At 45.0% G+C, this 17,205-nt stretch carries 11 protein-coding genes; 6 read left to right on the top strand and 5 right to left on the bottom strand.

What is annotated here, in order from left to right; all coding sequences use genetic code 11:
• The first annotated feature begins 35 nt into the window (after positions 1-35).
• The 3 genes from gltB (at position 36) to N7U62_RS16380 (ending at position 8,272) form a co-directional block, all read left to right on the top strand.
• Positions 36-4,532 (top strand): glutamate synthase large subunit, encoded by a 4,497-nt coding sequence (gene gltB / locus N7U62_RS16390; protein WP_264139103.1) that lies wholly within the window; start codon positions 36-38, stop codon positions 4,530-4,532.
• A 3-nt stretch (positions 4,533-4,535) separates the two neighbouring features.
• Entirely contained in the window at positions 4,536-5,951 is a 1,416-nt protein-coding gene (locus N7U62_RS16385) for a glutamate synthase subunit beta (protein ID WP_264139101.1), read from the top strand.
• 1,292 nt (positions 5,952-7,243) lie between these two features.
• Positions 7,244-8,272: a hypothetical protein gene (locus tag N7U62_RS16380; protein ID WP_264139100.1), complete on the top strand. Its 1,029-nt coding sequence runs from the start codon at positions 7,244-7,246 to the stop codon at positions 8,270-8,272.
• A gap of 62 nt (positions 8,273-8,334) precedes the next feature.
• Here N7U62_RS16380 and N7U62_RS16375 read toward each other — a convergent pair whose 3' ends face one another.
• The 4 genes from N7U62_RS16375 to N7U62_RS16360 form a co-directional block, all read right to left on the bottom strand.
• Positions 8,335-9,111 (bottom strand): carboxypeptidase-like regulatory domain-containing protein, encoded by a 777-nt coding sequence (locus N7U62_RS16375; RefSeq protein WP_264139098.1) that lies wholly within the window; start codon positions 9,109-9,111, stop codon positions 8,335-8,337.
• A 49-nt stretch (positions 9,112-9,160) separates the two neighbouring features.
• Positions 9,161-9,571: a tellurite resistance TerB family protein gene (locus tag N7U62_RS16370; RefSeq protein WP_264139097.1), complete on the bottom strand. Its 411-nt coding sequence runs from the start codon at positions 9,569-9,571 to the stop codon at positions 9,161-9,163.
• The gene (locus N7U62_RS16365) at positions 9,571-12,195 is read right to left on the bottom strand and encodes an AsmA family protein (RefSeq protein ID WP_264139096.1); all 2,625 of its coding nucleotides are present in this window, start codon (positions 12,193-12,195) and stop codon (positions 9,571-9,573) included. The genes N7U62_RS16370 and N7U62_RS16365 overlap by 1 nt, the downstream gene beginning before the upstream one ends.
• 148 nt (positions 12,196-12,343) lie before the next feature.
• On the bottom strand, positions 12,344-12,781 hold the full coding sequence (locus N7U62_RS16360) for a hypothetical protein (protein WP_264139095.1): 438 nt from the start codon (positions 12,779-12,781) through the stop codon (positions 12,344-12,346).
• 159 nt (positions 12,782-12,940) lie between these two features.
• Between N7U62_RS16360 and carB the strand changes: the two genes are divergently transcribed.
• From carB to N7U62_RS16345, 3 genes are all read left to right on the top strand, one after another.
• Positions 12,941-15,754, top strand: a complete 2,814-nt coding sequence (gene carB, locus N7U62_RS16355; RefSeq protein WP_264139094.1) for a carbamoyl-phosphate synthase large subunit — start codon at positions 12,941-12,943, stop codon at positions 15,752-15,754.
• A gap of 14 nt (positions 15,755-15,768) precedes the next feature.
• Entirely contained in the window at positions 15,769-16,029 is a 261-nt protein-coding gene (locus tag N7U62_RS16350; protein ID WP_264139093.1) for a DUF4834 family protein, read from the top strand.
• Between the two features lie 84 nt (positions 16,030-16,113).
• Entirely contained in the window at positions 16,114-16,494 is a 381-nt protein-coding gene (locus N7U62_RS16345; RefSeq protein WP_264139092.1) for a hypothetical protein, read from the top strand.
• Positions 16,495-16,661: 167 nt separating this feature from the next.
• Here N7U62_RS16345 and msrB read toward each other — a convergent pair whose 3' ends face one another.
• Complete coding sequence (msrB, locus tag N7U62_RS16340; protein ID WP_264139091.1) at positions 16,662-17,123, bottom strand: peptide-methionine (R)-S-oxide reductase MsrB; 462 nt, start codon at positions 17,121-17,123, stop codon at positions 16,662-16,664.
• Between the last annotated feature and the right edge of the window lie 82 nt (positions 17,124-17,205).

The raw sequence follows: 17,205 nt of genomic DNA, 5'->3' as shown, positions 1-17,205 counted from the left end.
CACAGGGAAAACAACATTTTTTATTGGATATGTCTATGAAGCAAAATATAAAAAATACAGGATTATACTCTCCGGAGTTTGAGAGGGATTCTTGTGGGATTGGTTTTATTGCTCATATTAAAAATAAACCTTCCCATCAAATAGTCTCGGATGGACTGATCATGCTTGAGAAAATGGAGCACCGTGGAGGTGTGGCAGCAGACGGCGAAACCGGTGACGGTGCAGGGATCATGACCCAGGTACCCTACGATTACTTTGCGGCCATCGCAAAAGAGGAAGGTATTGAGCTACCAAAAAAAGAGCACTACGGAGTAGGCGTTCTTTTCGTTCCTAAAAATCTTGAAGAAGAACAAGGTCACCTTGATTTAGTATCACAGGCCATTTCGGAATTAGGTTTCGAAAATCTGTGGTTGAGAAAGGTGCCAGTTAACGACAAGAAATTAGGTAAGATTGCCAAGCAGTCTGAACCGACAATCTATCATGTATTCGTGAAGAAGGACAAGCTGAAAGGTTTGGACCTGAATCGCTCGTTGTACGTGCTTAGAAAATCGATCGAGCACAAGGTAAGAGGAACTTACCCTGTATCTGATTTTTACATGCCTTCATTCTCTTCTACCACCATTATTTTCAAGGGGGAGTTGAGAACCTGGCAGATTCCAGAATTTTACGAAGATTTAAGAGACGAAAGATATGCTTCTGCTATCGCATTGGTACACTCTCGTTTCTCTACCAATACATTCCCAGAGTGGAGATTGGCTCAGCCTTTTAGATTCCTGGCTCACAATGGTGAGATCAACACGATCAAAGGTAACATCAACAAGATGGTGGCTAGAGAGGCATTGTTGCACTCTACCAATTTTACTGACGAAGAATTAGCGGTGCTTTCTCCTATCTGTAATTCACGTTTCTCAGATTCGGCTAACCTGGATGCTATTCTGGAGCTGATGGTGATGGGTGGTACTAACATCCAGCACGCCATGGCGATGCTAGTGCCTGAGGCATGGCAGGAAGAGACTGTAATCAGTCCAGAAAAGAGAGCCTTCTTCGAATTCCACTCTACAATCTTCGAACCATGGGATGGTCCGGCTTCATTGGTATACACCGATGGATATACGATCGGAGCTTCTTTGGATAGAAATGGTTTGAGACCTTCACGTATCGTGTTTACTAAGGACGATCGTTTGGTATTGAGCTCTGAAGTAGGGGTAGTGGATATCGCACCTGAGAATGTAGCCAAAAACGAAAGATTAGGACCAGGCCAAATGGTGATGGTGGATCTTCAGTCTGGCAAAATCTCCTTCGACAAAGAAATCAAAGAATTCCTGGCTAAGGCTCAGCCTTATCAGGAGTGGGTAGATAAAAACCTCGTTCGTCTCAACGAGCAGGTGAAATCACAAGAGTTCAACAGATCGATCAAAGAAGATGAGTTGACTCAAAAGCAAATCGCTTACGGATTTACAGTAGAGGATTTAAAGTTCATTCTGGAGCCGATGCTCAAAGGAGGAACAGAGCCTCTAGGATCTATGGGTAACGATACGGCATTGGCAGTATTTAGAGAGGGCAGCACGCACATTTCTCAATACATCAAGCAGCTGTTTGCTCAGGTATCTAACCCGGCGATCGACCCGATCAGAGAAAAGGCAGTGATGTCTTTGGTGAATTACCTGGGTACTTCTTACAACCCACTGAATCACATTCCTGATCACGCGCACAAATTGAGAATCGAAAGCCCTATGCTTTCAACTGCGGAATTTGAGTATATCAAGAACATCAATATCGATGGGTTCAAATCTGTAGTAGTAGATTCGACTTACAATCCTTCAGAAAAGAATTTGAAGCAAGCACTTCTTGATCTTTCTGCTGAGGTAGAGGCTCAAGTAAACGACGGTGCTACGATTGTCATCGTATCCAACAGAGCGGTAAACGCTGAGAAATCAAGAATTCCTTCTCTATTGGCTACAGGTGCAATACACAATCATCTGTTGAATACCCAATTGAGAGCCAAGGCAAGTCTGGTGATCGAAGGTGGAGATGTGATCGAAACACACCACTTCGCTACATTGGTAGGATTCGGTGCTACGGCTGTTTATCCTTTCATGGCCATCGAAACGATGCTGGCAGAAGGAGAAAAGCTAGGCGAAACAGACGGTGAAAAATTATTTGAGAAATACAGAAAGGCAGTAGGATACGGATTGAGAAAGATTCTTTCTAAAATGGGTATCTCTACGATCCAGTCTTACGAGTCGGCTCAGATTTTCGAAATCCTCGGTTTGGATCTTGAAGTATCTGATATGTGCTTCAAAGGCACGCCTTCGAGAATCTCAGGTAAGGGATTTGATCAGCTAGAAGAGTCGATCCTACAAGATCACTCAACGGCATACAAGACTGTAAACGAATCAGCTAAGTTGCCAACAGGCGGATTGTACCAGTGGAAAAGAGACGGTGTTCGTCACCTGTTCTCTCCTGAGGTAATTCACGCGCTGCAAAAGTCTACAAGACTGGGTGATTACGAGCTGTTCAAAACGTATCAAAAGCATATCGATGATCAGGCTAAGAAGAACATTACTCTTCGAAGCATGTTCAGTTTCAATAAAAACAACTCGATCAGCATCGATGAGGTAGAGCCAGTGGAAGCGATTCTTCCAAGATTCGCCACAGGTGCTATGTCATTCGGTTCGATCTCTGAGGAGGCACATACGACCATCGCTAAGGCGATGAATAAGATCGGTGCTAAGTCTAATAGTGGCGAGGGTGGTGAAGATGCCGTTCGATACGAGCCAAACCCAGACGGTACGCTGTCTAGATCTGCGATCAAGCAGGTGGCTTCTGGACGTTTTGGTGTTACCGCTCACTATTTGGTCAACGCAGACGAAATTCAGATTAAAGTAGCTCAGGGTGCTAAGCCAGGAGAAGGTGGACAGCTGCCAGGTAAGAAAGTGGATGAGACCATCGGTCGTATCAGACACAGTACACCGGGTGTATCCTTGATTTCTCCTCCTCCTCACCACGATATCTATTCGATTGAGGATTTGGCTCAGCTGATCTATGACCTGAAAAACACCAACCAACAAGCAGACATCAACGTGAAGTTGGTATCTGAGTCAGGCGTAGGTACGATTGCTGCTGGTGTGGCTAAAGCTAAGGCAGACAACATCCTGATCGCTGGTCACGATGGAGGTACAGGAGCTTCTCCTATATCATCTGTTCACCATGCGGGTATTCCCTGGGAGATTGGTTTGGCAGAGACGCACCAGACTCTGGAGAAAAACGGATTGAGAAAGAAAGTAAAACTGCAGACAGATGGTCAGTTGAGAACCGCCAGAGATTTGGCGATCGCAGCGATCCTGGGAGCAGAAGAGTGGGGTATTTCTACAGCGGTATTGGTCGTAGAAGGCTGTATCATGATGAGAAAATGCCACTTGAATACATGTCCAGTAGGGGTAGCGACTCAGAACCCTGAGTTGAGAAAACTATTCTCAGGCGAAGTAGATCACATTGTGAATTTCTTCCACTTCCTAGCTCAGGGATTGAGAGAAGTAATGGCTGAACTGGGCGTAAAGACAGTAAATGAATTGATAGGTCGTACCGATCTATTGACTTTCGATAGAGAATTGGCAGCAGAGCATGCAGGTAACATCGACCTGGAGGCTTTACTTCTGAATCCTTTCCACTCTGCAGAAGACGGATTGTCTTGTAAGACAGAGGATCAGGATCACGAATTGGATATAGTGATCGACAATCAATTGATCAAAGATGCTGCTCCAGCTCTAGAAGAGAAGAAAAAAGTAAAACTTGACTACCCAATCAACAACCAGAACAGAACGACAGGTGCGATGCTTTCTGGTCAGTTGGCAAGACTACATGGACCTAACGGCCTGAAAGAAGACACCATCAAGGTGAAATTCACAGGGTCTGCTGGACAGAGTTTTGGGGCCTTCCTGGCGAAAGGTATCACTTTCAATCTCGAAGGAGAAGCCAATGACTATGTAGGTAAAGGCTTGTCAGGTGGACGTATCATCGTTCATCCAAACAAAAAATCGGATTTGGTTCCTGAAGACAACATCATTGTGGGTAATGTGAACCTTTACGGTGCGACTTCTGGTGAGTTGTACGCCAACGGTAAAGCAGGTGAGCGATTCGCAGTTAGAAACTCAGGCGCCATCGCGATTACCGAAGGATTGGGAGATCACGGCTGTGAGTACATGACTGGGGGTCGTGTAATCGTACTGGGCGAAACAGGTAAAAACTTCGCTGCAGGTATGAGTGGAGGTATCGCTTACATCTACGTGGATGGTTTTGATTTCGAATCAAGATGCAACAAAGAGATGGTAGAGCTGGAAACTCCAGGTGCTGAGGATTTCGAATTCATCTTCGAGATGCTGAACAAGCACAACAGATTCACTGGTAGTAAAGTAGCGTACAGAATGTTGGACAACTGGGAAACTGCCAAAGCGAAATTCGTGAAGGTGATTCCGACAGAGTACAAAGCCGTACTTGAAAAACAAAAATTAGCTAAAAAAGAAATTGCATAAAGGATGGGACAAGTAGATGGATTTTTGACATATGATCGACACTCTTTGCCATACGAAGAGGTCGATGAGAGGACAAAGCACTACAAGGAATTTGTAAAGCCTATCTCTGAAGAGGAAACCAATCAGCAGGCAGCTCGCTGCATGGACTGTGGCATTCCTTTTTGTCACAGTGGATGTCCTTTAGGAAATAAAATTCCTGATTTTAACGACGCGGTTTATCGCAAGGAATTCAAAGAAGCTTGGGAAATTCTAAAGAGTACCAACAACTTCCCAGAATTCACAGGACGTATCTGTCCTGCTCCTTGCGAGGGCTCATGTGTATTGGGTATCAACAAGGATCCCGTGAGCATCGAGCACATCGAGAAGACCATTGCTGAAGAAGCCTTCAAGCAAGGATGGGAAGTGCCGCACGACATCATGGTGAAGTCGGGTAAGTCTGTAGCCGTGATTGGTTCTGGACCTGCGGGATTGGCAGCTGCCGATCAGTTAAACAAGCAGGGTCACGATGTGACGGTATTCGAAAGAGACACGCAGCCTGGTGGATTGTTGAGATTTGGTATTCCTGATTTCAAACTGGAGAAGAGTGTAGTAGAGAGACGCGTGAACTTGATGAAAGCCGCTGGCGTGAAATTCGAATGTGGTGTGGAGATCGGCAAGGACATCGATGCAAAAGAGATCGAAGAAAAGTTTGATGCCATCGCGATCACTACGGGTAGTACGGTAGCGAGAGATCTTCCGATCCCAGGTCGTGATTTGAAAGGCATTCACCTGGCGATGAAGTTCTTGAAGAACTCTAACAAGGTCGTGTCTGGCGAAGATGCTCAAATCGACCCAGCCATGTTGGCCAAAGACAAGCACGTCATCGTGATTGGTGGAGGTGATACTGGATCTGACTGTGTGGGTACTTCGATTCGTCAGGGTGCTGCTTCAGTGACTCAGATCGAGTTGTTGGACAAGCCGTCCGAAAGCAGAGAAGCGACCAACCCATGGCCAGAATGGCCTTTGGTTTTGAGAACTTCTACTTCTCAAAAAGAAGGAGCTGAAAGACAGTGGTCGATCCTAACCAAAGAATTCGTCGGTAACGAAGCAGGGGAAGTAACAGGACTGAAAGTAGTAGATGTGGAATGGACCGACAAGTCTAAGTTCCAATTCAACGAAATCGAAGGTTCTGAAAGAACACTTCCTTGCGAAAGAGCTTACCTGGCGATCGGTTTCATGCACCCACAAAAAGAAGGTTTGTTGGAGCAGTTGGGAATCGAGACCAACGAAAGAGGAAATATCAAAGATGATATGTATAGAACGAATAAGGAGCATATATTTGCAGCTGGCGACTGCCGCAGAGGTCAATCTCTCGTGGTATGGGCCATCAGTGAAGGTAGAAAAGCCGCTTATTCGGTCAATAAATATTTAACCGCCTAGTCCTTCGGGATTAGGGAAAACCAGGGCTCAGTTGTTATATAATTGAGCCTGACAATATTACCCAAATTACAATATTTTATCCCCGCAGCAAATCGAGGATAAGGAAGACAAGTAGTTTTCTCATATTGTAGTTGGAAAGGACTTCAACCTGGACTTGGAAGTCATTTGTTGGATAACCCCGGTGGAGTAACACGCCGGGGTTTTTTTGTGCTTTCCGATTCGTTCGAAAAACAGAAACATGGGTGCGCCGGCATTTCCGCAAACTCGGAAAGGTCGAAACATACGTGCGTCAGCGTTTCCCGGATGTCGGAAAGGTCAAAACATGCGTGCGTCAGCGTTTCCGGGATGTCGGAAAGGTCGAAACATGGGTGTTTCAGCATTTCGGGAACGTCGGAAGGGTCGAAACATGGATGTTTCAGCTTTTTGACCCTAATGAGACACTTGTACCAGAGCTGTTGATCCTTCCCCAAGGAAGGATGTATACAGGTACTTTGGCTGCTCAAAATTTCCAAGCAGCAGATTCAGTCCGCAGATAATCCCCTCCTTGGAGGGGACACAGGGGTGGGTTCAGCCCTGATCATTTTCTAATTTTCCAAAGCTAATCCAATGTTCCAACCAGGCTTTACATGGTGGTTGTTCATAAAGGCATGGTCTGAAATGACTCTCATTCTAGCGCAAGCGTCCGCTTGTGCCACTAACCTTCACCAGTAATGCTACTACTTTCTAGAGTTGAGCATTTGCTGGCCTGCTTACAGAAACAGGCCATGCCAGGGTTAATACAAGACTAAGGATCAAAGAGGATGTAAACCTCTTTGACGTTTAACTAAGAAGCGTCCGCTTGTGCCTTATCGCTCAACCAGCATACAAGCCAAGCAATGCAGCTACTTAACCATTCCCGTTTTGGCAATCCTTTTCTCGCAGAGAGAGATAGCTGCTGAATGGATCAAGTCAGGAATCCCTCAGAGACGTTCCAATTGACACTTTATCACTTGCTACTTTTAACTTGAGGAACTAATGACAGTATGACAAAATGCTGACAATTATGTCTAGACATTATTAATTGCTCATGGCTTTTGCTTAACTTAATACTACGACCGAAAGAAAGCCTAACTAGACTCCTTTCTTCTAGTCCAGATGAAACAGCTTCTCACAGAATATTTCAATTGTTTCGTCGAAAACGTAAATTATTCTTGGTGTATTGATCGATTAGGTACGACTTTTGCCACCTGAGAGAAAGATTAATAATGCACATATTATTTTAATTTTTAATAACTCTAATAACTATGAATGGAATGAAAAAACTAACTAGAATGTTCTTGATCGCGATGACAGTTTTCGCTGTTTCGTGTGATAGCAATGATGATTTAATTGACGATATCCTGGGTGATGAGGATATTGAGTTAATGGTAACGGATAAGACTTCTAAAAGCGTAACTGTATTCGTATCGGATTTAGAAGCAGGAGCAACTTCTTTCAATGCTTTAGTAGATTTTACTTCTACAGATGCGAGCATGAGAAGACTATACATCACAGAAAACTATTTCGGGGCTGGCGATGAGCCTTATGATCTAACTGCATCGGCTGGATTCACTGGTTTGGATACTAAATTGGACGGATCTATCGATTTGGAGAGAGATTACAAAGAAGGATTTTCTTTTGATATTCCTTTCAAAGTATATGATACTGAAACTACTGGTAAAGTTGTTTATACACTTTGGGCAACTTCAGGCAGAGGTGACTTCAGAGATACTGACAAAAGATTAGCTGTAGGATTGGGTACTATCACTGTTGACTATGGTGGAAATAACCCAGCTACTGATGTTAAAGAATACACAACTAAGCTTTTCTATGCTCCTCTAGGAGATGGTTCTTCAGAAACATTCATTTCTATGTTGGATGGCCAGCTTTACCAAATCAGCGAGGGTGAAGAGTATGCTGCTTTCTGGGATTTTGGTTACTACTATGGTGGCCAGTCAATGGCATCTTTCGCATCTACTGCTGATTATCCACAACTATTCGATCATGACAATGATGCAAATACTCCATTGGTTGATGTTGCGACTTTAGTAGGTATTCCTGATTCAGAGCTTAATGAGGTTTTCTTTAGCTTGTCTGATATGGATTTTGCTGCAGTAACTAAATCTTCAGATCTAGATGGAATTGTTGCTTCAACAGAACAACGTATCAATGGTTTAGTTGCTGATAATGTTGTAGAGTTTGTTGATTCTTACGGTAAGAAAGGACTTATTCAAGTCGTAAAAGTTCAAGGAACTTTCAATCAAGGTGACTACATTGAAGTAAATATCAAAGTTCAGCCTTAATCAAAAGGTAAAGAAGTTGACTTGACAGAGTCACTAATAATAAAAAACCCTGGCGGATCCCGTCAGGGTTTTTTTTGTTCCTGCTCTAGCAGGCGAATTTTTTTGTCGAGTTGGTCGAAGTAGCCATCCAGGCTATCGGGCATCAGCTGTACCAGCTCGTAAACATCCCGACGGGCGAAAGAATGCAGATCCAGCCCGATGTAGTGGATGAAATCCAGATAGTAGTATTCGTCTAGCCTTTGATCGAGGATGTCCAGCAGCTCTTCCATTTTCACTTTAGCTATTTCGAAGGTTTTGTCCTCCTGTCTTCTATCCAGGTTTTCTTCGTAGAGGCGCTTCTCTTGCTTGTAGGTATCACTGGTCGCGCGATAGATGGCAGTAGCAGGACTCACGATCGAGCCCATCACACCCAGGTGATAGTCATCCGCTTCGGTCTTGGGCTTAGAATACACGCCTGGCACATGGTAGGTGGGTCGGTTGGGGTTGCGAATGATCGTGTTGGCCTGAAAGTCGTCTCGAATCTGTACGTTTTCTAGTACGATGGTGGCTTTGGTCAGGCTGATCAGCATTTTTTCTATTGCCGTGCTGTCCGATACGGTTTGTATCACTTCTTTATAGCCGAGTAGTTTGAAGTGCAGGGTGTCTCCCGAAAAGACCTTGAGCGAAAAATTGCCATCGATGTCTGTATAGGTGCCTTTACCATTTTGGGTGAAGATATTGACGTCTCTGAGTGATTCTATGCTCTGACCATCGATGACATTTCCCTTGATGGTGATCGTCTGCGCCCGAGTGGCTAGTTGGAAGACAAGCAATAAGGCAAAAAGGGAGAAAAACTTCATATACATATTACACTACAATGTAGCGGAGGGTTGCAGGGTTGCCTGACAATTAGGAATCTTTGAGGAAGGAAGTTAGTTTTTTCTTGAGTGCTTTTTTCTCACTTTTTATGACCAGGTTTTTGTGCACCTGCGGGTACATTTCCATCACGGCCCCATAGCTGTAGCCCAGCTTGTCAGCGATCATGTTGCAGTACTCCACTTCTTCGTTGAAGATCTCATCGTCTATTTTCATCAGTTGGATGATGCTGTAGAGAAATTCGAATTTTTCGTCTGGGTCCAGCTCGTCTACACTTCCGATTTTGCCCGGATGGGCTATGATTTCCTGGATTTCATCACGGCTGATCTTGTGAGCATCGCCGATTCTATAAATCAGCGCTAGCTCACGATCATCCATGTTGTCATCACTCTTGGCCATGTTTACCAGGGCAGTGATTTGTTTTTTGATCATCGACTCTGTCATCAGAACATATCTTTGAGTGCTTTTTTGGCTTTCTTTTTAGCATCTTCTGCTGCCTTCTTCGCTTCTTCCTCTGCCTTCTTTTCTAGTTCCGCTTGCTGCTTGGCCAGCTCTTCTTTGGCTTTCGCTTCCGCTTCTTTCTTTTGTTTTTCTAGTTCTGCTTTGGCCTTTGCCTCTGCTTCTTTGATTTGTTTGTCGATTTCTGCCTGTGCAGCTGCTTTGATCGAACCGCCCTGTCCATTAGCTGATTCGGTGCTGGCGATTCCGACTTTTGGCTTTTCGTAGGTGCCTCCGATTTTCAGCTTGACCAGCATTTCTTCTCCGATCACTTCTTTGCCGCCGGTGTAGCTGGCCAGTGCCTGGTTGACTGCCGATCCTGCAGCTCCAGTTTTCACCATCGTGCTGATGTAGTAGTCCAGTGAGCCGTCGATACCATTAGAGCCATAGACTGTGGCCTTTTGGCCGGACATCTTCACATCGAAGGGTTCTACATAGAGACGGCCTTCGCGGATTTCAATATTCAGCTTCACATTGTCCATGTTGATCTGATCTCCGCTGAATTTAGAAGCTGCAGACATGGCCTTCATCAGGTTGTCGCCTTTGAGGGCAGCCTCTGCGATCTCCACCAAACCATGGCCTGTCAGGTGCTCATAGTCTGGCATCATGTCAGGTCCCATCACGCCATTGAATCCGAGTGCCGCAGAAAAGTCTCCTGCTACGTTCTTGGCCACTGGCGCTAACTGCTGCACCGTATTGAAAGTCTCGTAGGATTTTGGGATCGAAAGGTCTTTGATGTTGAAGCCAAAATCAAAGGCAGGCTTTTCAGGTACTGAGTTGTAGGTTCCGTTCATGACGAACTCTCCGTCCAGTAGGTTGAAGTCAATGTTTTCCAGTTTCGCAATTCCGTCTTTTACTGTGATCAGGCCATCCAGATCAGAGATGTCCATGCCATCATAGACGATCTTCCCGATTTTGGATTGCAACCTCAGGTCCAGATTGGTAGGCACCCTGATGATCTCCATGGCACTCGTGTCTTCTTCTACTACGGTGGTGTCTTCTTCGGTCATCCACTCGTCCAGATTGAAAGTGTTTGAACGAAAGTTCAACGATCCTTTTAATACTTCTTCTTCGTTTAGCGCATATCCGATGAAGTTAGAGACACTGCCATCCAGATGCATGTCGCTTTGTCCGAGTGTCGCATCGAATTGCTGCAAGTTGATCACCTTAGGGCTAAAGGTCATTTTGGATTGCTGGATGCCAAAGCCCTGTGGCAGGTCTTCGCTCACCATCTCGAATCCAGTGATTGCCAAACTACCCTCTGCAGGTATTTCGTCATAGCGCTCTTCATCTACCAGCTTCATGTTGCCGGAGGTGCTCAGGTCAGCTGCGATCAGTCCTTTCAGATCCATGCCTTCGACAGGCACTACTTTCAGCAGTTTTTCCAGGTCCAGTTTTCCGTGCATCCCAAAATCCCAGGTGTAGTTCTGAAGGTTGCTAAAGGTCAAATTGGCTCCTACTTTCTCTCCATCTAATAGCATAGAGAAAGTGGGCATGTTAAAGACCATATCATCCATGTTTTCGCCGGGTACATTTAGATCCGTGCGGATGGTCAAGGCTTCTATCGGAATAGGGTATTCGGCATATTTGATGCGACCCTGGTCTACGTTTAGTTTGGCCATCACATCAGGGAGGCGGTTTTCGTTGTAGGCTCCTTTGGCGCTTCCTTCGAATGAAATGCTACCGCTGGTTTCTACTCCATTTAGGTATTCCTGATATACGCCAGGGATCAACGAAAGAATGCTTTTGATGGAAATGTCTTTGCCCTCAAAGTTCAAATCCATGTCTATGTCCTCTCCCGGCATGGCTACATATCCGTCAAAACCAAATCCGAAATCATTGAGTGAGAGCTTATTTTCTTTGAAAGTATATTTCGAGTGAGGCAAATCCATATTCAGGATTATGTCCGCATTGAAAGTCTTGTTGCTGAGGTAGTCCACACCATCCATTCCGAAGGTGATGGACTCTATGCTGGTCTGAGTGCCCAGGTCAAATACATGTTCGGTGAAGTCGCCGGTTCCACTGTGGTTCAAACCCAACAGGATGGCCGACATATTCGAAGACTGGTCGATGTAGACGATTTCAGCGTTTTTGATTTCCCATTGCTTGATCGCAATGTTAAAAGAAGCGGCTTCTCCACTTTCTTCGACTACTGCTGTATCCTCGCTGCTAGGTACTATGTCGTAGTTGGCTGTGCCATCAGGAAGCACCAGTACAGTGATCGAGGGTTGATCCAAAAGGATAGAGTTTATTTTGATTTGTTCTCCATTGATCACTGACATCAGGTCGATTTCGAACCCAAACGATCCCACATGCACCAAAGTGTCCTGATCGAAAGGAGCATTGCCCACGATTCCAAAATCATCTACCGACAGGCTGAAGTTAGGAAAGCTCTTGAGCAATGAAAGAGAGAACCCTCCTTCATCATAATAGACCTGTGCGTTGATGTTTTCGGCAATGGCCTGGTCTACCGCTTTTTTGATGTCGTCTTTGAAGACGATGGGCGTGGCGATTAAAACCAAAAATATGAGGCCGATGATCGACCCGAGAATGATGAGAAGCTTTTTCATGACTGGATTGTGTTTGGTATGGTTATTCTAATTTAAGGGTAAATATTGATATGCGGTAAAGGCTTGCCTAAAGCTTTGTGAAAATATAGCGCAAGCCTACCGAAATCTAGTGTAGTTGGTTTCTAAATGGAAGTATTATGGATCTGTTTTACTTGCTCAGGATCAAAAACACATCTTCTACGAGTTGCAATTTGACTCTGTCGCTAGTGGCCTGAAGGATTTTATAGGGCATCCCGAATTCGTCTCCTTTGTTTTTGACGTTTAGGGTGTCGCCGTACATTTCCCACTGCAGGGTATGCACCAGGGTGTCTTTCCCGAAAATACAGTTTTCATAACCATAGGCGCTGATGGTGATTTTTCCATCTTTCTTGATATCAAAAACGCCATTCATGGTGTAATTGGTGTCCGGAGAGACCTGTGCGCTTTCGTCTGGGGTTGTCACCCATTGCACATCCCATTTCCCTACTATATCCACCGTTTCGCCCTTCTCTTCTGTATTTGCTTTTTTGCTTTCGCAAGCGGATAATACTGCCAGGGCACCAAGGAAAAAGAATAGACTTTGGAAAGATCTTAAAAACGTTTTCATTTCGATTGATTAATTAACAGATTTTGAGTTCGTGCAATGTAATTCAGACTTTGTTTCAAAAAAAACATATCCCCCCTCTATATCCTTTTTATTACGCCCATTTGAGCCTAGATTTGCAGAATTTTATACACCCCTTAAAAGAAATAAAGTCGACGGAAAATGCCAAAGGACAATAGCATCAAATCAGTATTAATAATTGGAAGTGGACCTATCGTAATCGGTCAGGCCTGCGAGTTTGATTATTCAGGATCTCAAGCCGCCAGGTCGCTTAGGGAAGAAGGAATCGAGGTTACCTTGATCAATTCTAACCCGGCCACCATCATGACCGACAATGTGACCGCTGACAACATATACCTAAAGCCATTGACCAAAGCCTCCATCAGGGAGATTTTAGAGAAACACGATATCGATGCGGTACTACCTACTATGGGTGGACAGACTGCTCTCAACCTCGCGATGGACTGTGACAAAGCGGGAATTTGGGAAAAATACAATGTGAAGGTCATTGGTTCTAATTTCGATGCGATCGAAACCACTGAGGACCGTGAAAAATTCCGCATGAAGATGCAGGAAATTGGTGTGGGCGTTTGTAAGGGACGTACTGCTACTTCCTTTTTGGAAGGAAAAGAAATTGCACAGGAGATTGGCTTTCCATTGATTATCCGTTCTTCTTATACACTAGGTGGTGCCGGAGGTGGTTTCGTAGAAAAGCCAGAAGATTTTGATAGGGCTTTGAACGACGGTCTGCATGCTTCGCCAATTCACGAAGTATTGATCGAGCAAAGTATCCTGGGGTGGAAAGAATACGAGCTAGAGATCATGAGAGATCACATGGGTAACTTCATCGTGATCTGTTCGATTGAGAACTTTGATCCGATGGGTGTGCATACTGGAGACTCTATCACGGTAGCTCCTGCCATGACCCTACCAGATACTGTGTATCAGGAGATGAGAAATCAGGCGATTAAGATGATTAGCTCGATTGGTCAGTTTGCAGGTGGATGTAACGTTCAGTTTGCAGTCAATCCTGAGACGGACGACATCATCGGTATCGAGATCAACCCTCGTGTATCCAGATCTTCTGCTCTAGCATCTAAGGCTACAGGTTACCCAATCGCTAAGATTGCTGCCAAGTTGGCCATCGGATACAATCTGGACGAACTAAACAACCAAATCACTAAGAATACTTCAGCCTTCTTCGAGCCATCGATCGATTATGTGATCGTAAAGGTGCCAAGATGGAACTTCGACAAGTTCAAAGGATCCGACAGACACCTGGGTCTGCAAATGAAATCTGTGGGTGAGGCCATGGGTATCGGTAGAAACTTCCAGGAAGCGCTACAGAAGGCTTGTCAGTCTCTGGAGATCAAAAGAAATGGATTGGGAGCAGATGGTCGCGAGCTGAAGAGCCACGACGAACTGTTGGAAAGTCTGGAGCACCCAAGCTGGAACCGATTGTTCCATATCTACGATGCTTTCAAGCTGGGTATCCCATACAAGACTATCCGCAAGCTGACTAAGATCGATCCATGGTTCCTCTATCAAATCGAAGAACTGATCGCACTAGAAAAAGAAATAGAGAAGTTTTCGCTGGACGAGATTCCAAAGAAGCTCCTTTTGACTGCCAAGAAGAAAGGCTATGCCGACAGACAGTTGGGTCACTTGCTGGGATGTCTAGAGAGTGAGGTCTTTGCGAAAAGAGAGGAATTAGGCATCAAAAGAACCTACAAGTTGGTAGATACATGTGCGGCAGAGTTTGAAGCCAAGACGCCATACTACTACTCGACTTTCGAAGAGGAGAACGAATCCACTCCTTCTGATAAAAAGAAAATCATCGTACTAGGTTCAGGACCTAACCGTATCGGACAAGGTATAGAGTTTGATTACTCGTGTGTACACGGGATCCTGGCGGCTAAAGAGTGTGGTTATGAGACCATCATGATCAACTGTAACCCAGAGACGGTTTCTACCGACTTTGACATTGCAGACAAGCTTTACTTCGAGCCGGTATTCTGGGAGCACCTCTACGAAATCATCCAACTGGAGAAACCAGAAGGTGTGATCGTTCAGCTGGGTGGACAGACTGCCTTGAAACTAGCCGAGAAACTGAGCAAATACGGAATCAAGATCATAGGTACGAGCTATGAAGCACTGGATCTGGCAGAAGACAGAGGATCTTTCTCTGAACTGCTGAAAAAGAATGACATTCCTTACCCAGAGTTTGGTGTGATCGAAAATGCAGACGAAGCACTAGAGTTGGCTAAAACCATTGGATTCCCGATGTTGGTTAGACCTTCATACGTACTGGGTGGTCAGGGCATGAAGATCGTCATCAACGAGGAGGAACTGGAAGAGCACGTAGTAGAGATCTTCCGCACGATCCCTGGTAACAGAGTATTGCTGGATCACTTCCTGGAAAATGCGCAAGAAGCAGAAGCCGATGCGATCTGTGATGGCGAGGATGTTCATATCATCGGTATCATGCAGCATATCGAGCCTGCAGGTATCCACTCTGGAGATTCGTTCGCCGTGTTGCCTCCATACAACCTCGGTGACCTGGTGATCAGAAAGATCGAAGATTACACCAAGAAGATTGCCAAGGCATTGAACACCGTAGGATTGATCAACATTCAGTTCGCAGTGAAAAACGACGAGGTGTACATCATCGAGGCGAACCCGAGAGCGTCTCGTACGGTTCCTTTCATCTGTAAGGCCTATGACGAGCCCTATGTGAATTATGCGACTAAGGTGATGCTGGGCGAGAAGAAGGTGAAGGATTTTAATTTCAATCCTAAGAAAAAAGGATACGCGATCAAGGAGCCTGTGTTCTCTTTCAACAAGTTCCCGAATGTGAACAAGGAGTTGGGACCAGAAATGAAGTCTACAGGTGAAGCAATCTACTTCATTGACGACTTGATGGACGATTACTTCCTAAAACTCTACAGTGAGCGAAACCTTTATCTAAGTAGATAAGTAAATATTAACCTATGTTGAAGTTTATTCTTATTTTCTTTCTGTTCTTTTGGTTGGTTTTCAAACTGGGCGGATTTTTCGTTCGCCTGTTTCTGGGAAAGGTCGCTAATGAGGCAAGACAGCAGCAAGGCGGTCAGTATCAGTACCAGCAGCAGCAAAAACAGCAGCCGAGAGATGGCAATGTCAACATCGATTATGTGCCAAAGGAGAAAGGGAAGAAAAATGACAAGACAAACTTCAAAGGCGGCGACTATGTCGATTACGAAGAGGTTTAAAATAATAATTTGAAACGACGAGAAGCGGGGAATGATCCTCGCTTTTTGTTTTTGTGACTGAATCTATTTTTCCTATTCACCCCAATGCCCAGACCTGATATACAACTGCTGGCCCTGAGGCCCGCCATCAAGAAAGCCACTACCGAAAAGAGTGGAGTAGTAGAGACCTTTCAGAATGCGGTCATCCGACCCATCATCAAGCTGCAACACGATGTGATCATCGCTATGGTAGAAAATGAAAAGACATTCGAGCTGGCTGTCTCTGGCGCTAAAACCAAAGACGAATACCGCAGTCTGGCCAATATCTGGATGCAGAAGCGTCCCAAGATCAAGAACCAGTTGATAGGTGTGGTGATGGGTATGTTTTTGGAAGAGGAGATCGAAGATTACCATCTGCACTACCACGAGTATGACAAGCGCATCATCCAGATCATCCTGACTCGTGTGGCAGACACGCTGTATTAATTGAGCAAGAAGCTGCCTCAAAAGGTTCAATTAAAGAAATTTGTCACATTGAGCTTAGTCGAAATGTACCTTTGAAAGGTGTAAATAATGTTTCGCCTTGGCTCAACATAACAGAAAAATGACTTTTGAGACAGCCTCTTACACTAAATTCTTAGCCAAGCTGTTTTCTATTCCGCCACAAAATCCAACGAAACAGAATTGATACAATAACGCAACCCCGTAGGAGGTGGGCCGTCGTTGAAGACATGGCCCAGATGACCCCCGCATTTGGCACAAGTGATCTCCGTACGCACCATCCCGTGTGAATAATCCTTCGATTCGACTACACTGCTGTCCGTCGCATATTCGAAATAGCTCGGCCATCCGCAGTGCGAATCAAATTTGGCATTGGAGTAGAAGAGGATATTGCCACAGGCGGCACAGGTATACACGCCCTTTTCTTTGTGCTCGTTGTATTCTCCTGTCCAGGGTCGCTCAGTGCCTTTTTCGCGGAGGATGTAGTATTCCAGCTCTGTGAGCTCGGCTTTCCATTCTTCTTCGCTTTTGTCAATCGTCTGGACTTTGCTATTCTGACCCTGCGTGCTGCAGGCGGTGATCAATAGGATCGCCAATATATTGAGGTACTTCATGGTTTCTTCTTCTCGTTTGACCTGAATGGGATATCAGGATATTAAAACTAAGTATCGAACGACAATGGGTTGACAATAGTTC

Source organism: Reichenbachiella ulvae (assembly GCF_025833875.1).
In the GTDB taxonomy this organism is placed as follows: Bacteria; Bacteroidota; Bacteroidia; order Cytophagales; family Cyclobacteriaceae; genus Reichenbachiella; species Reichenbachiella ulvae.
This window is presented reverse-complemented; position numbering and strand designations above follow the sequence as displayed.